Annotated in this window: 2 protein-coding genes; both read right to left on the minus strand. The window is 57.0% G+C overall.

Annotated features, from left to right (window positions below):
- A partial coding sequence (locus tag DWZ52_RS09775) for a PTS sugar transporter subunit IIC (RefSeq protein ID WP_147330331.1) occupies positions 1-575 on the minus strand: 575 nt, incomplete at its 3' end.
- 225 nt (positions 576-800) lie between these two features.
- Positions 801-1,691, minus strand: a complete 891-nt coding sequence (locus tag DWZ52_RS09780) for a DMT family transporter (RefSeq protein ID WP_225093980.1) — start codon at positions 1,689-1,691, stop codon at positions 801-803.
- Between the last annotated feature and the right edge of the window lie 127 nt (positions 1,692-1,818).

Consider the following 1,818-nt stretch of genomic DNA (forward strand, 5'->3'; position numbering starts at 1 on the left):
ATGGCGAAGCCCATGGCCGGCAGGATGTTGGCGGCAACGCCGCAACCGTCGATGATGAAGGGCGGGATGAAGTCGAGCAGGCCCTGGATGGCGTCGGAACCCAAATAGAAGGCGCCGCCGCACAGCAGGAAGTACTCGACGCAGCCCCAGATTCCAATTCCCCAATGAACGGCGTAGATGCCTTTGAGGTTTCCCTTGAGGGCGAACTTGTCTGCCATATCGACAAACACAGGGAACAAGGCATTGGTAATGTTGCCGATCGTCAGCGCAAGGACGGCGATGGGCATGGCGAGCGCGATGGCCGTCTCGGTACCCTGACCGAGCTGAATGGCAAACGCGCAGGCGAGCACGCCGCCGACGGTTTCGTTAGGCGGCACGTAGGCGCCGATGGAAATCGAGCCCATGAACAGCAACTCCAGGCTGGCGCCAACGGCAAGGCCAGTCTGCAGGTCCCCCAGCACCAGGCCCACGAGCGGGCACAGGACGATGGGGCGGAACGCGTAGAGGGTGCCGAGCTGGTAGTCGAGGCATCCAAACGCTCCGACTAAGCCGACGAGGATTGCTTGGACAAGCATAATTCCTCCCAATAAGGAATCTCGAACCGTCGTCACTCCCGTCGCGCGCGTTGTTGATATCAATTCCGGGAGTTCGATTCCACGGCTCGAAGCGTACCTGGTGTGCTGCTAACACCCATACCAGGCACAAATGATTTGATACCAATTATAGGTATGCAGGTTCGCCTTATTTAATACCAGTCGCTCAGCGGGGTGTTTTTTTCCGTAAACGGCAGGCGCATCCCATTAGGCACGCTCTTTGTTTCGATGGCGGACAAGCGCCACCAGAAAGCCGTCGCCAAAAGCATCGGATGCCAAGTTGGCCACAATCACCAAAACGATCATCGCTGCGCCCAAAAACTCGTTCCAGCGAAAGACCTCGCCAAAGAGGAGCGCCGACCAGCAGGGAGCGAGCACGACCTCACTCATGCAAACCAAGTTGGCCGCAAACGCGTTGGTGCGCGCAATCCCCTTGGCATACAGCACACTCGCAAGGCCGCTGCAAAAAAGGCCATGCACCAGCATAAGCCCCCACTCAAAGGGTTTCACGGAGCCTAGGTCGCCGGCAAAATAGACGATCGGAAGTATCGAGATGCCGCAGGAGATGAGCGAGGACACCATGGGCGACGCATCGGGGCGAGAGTTTAAAAAGAAACACAGCCCAAAGGTGGCGCCCGAAATGACGGCAAGCAGATTTCCGAGCATGCCCTCGGCGCTCAAATCACCTAAAAAGAAAAGTCCCATACCCGTAAAAGCAACCACCACGGAGGCAATCTTCGCAGGCGAGGGCAACGTGCGAGTTGCGAGCGATTGATACACGATAACGAAAATCATCGAGGTGTACTGCAGAACGATCGCGTTGCCGACCGTCGTGAGCTGGTTGGCAAAGTTAAACGTGGTGCCCGTCACGAAGTTGCAGACGGCCACAAGGACAATAAGACGGCTGACGCGAAGGACGGGTCTGCCGACGAGCAGGATAAAGAGCGCCATAAATATTGCCGTGACGGCACCGATCAAAAGAGCTGACTGCGAATTGGCGCGAACGAGGATGCCGATAAAACTCCACAAGAGCGCCGTGCCAAATAGATACATCGCCCCGCTCACGCCATTATCGGGTGGATTGTCAGATCGAATCACGAAGCACCTCCAACTAGCTTTCGGTAATAAAAAACGGCGACCGCAATGGGTCGCCGTTTCCCTTGGGGGCAAATAATAGGCCGGGTCCTTACGCCAGCACGCCGAAGAACGCGCCGATGATGCCCAC

It is taken from the genome of Collinsella sp. AF33-16, from assembly GCF_003475325.1.
GTDB lineage: Bacteria > Actinomycetota > Coriobacteriia > Coriobacteriales > Coriobacteriaceae > Collinsella.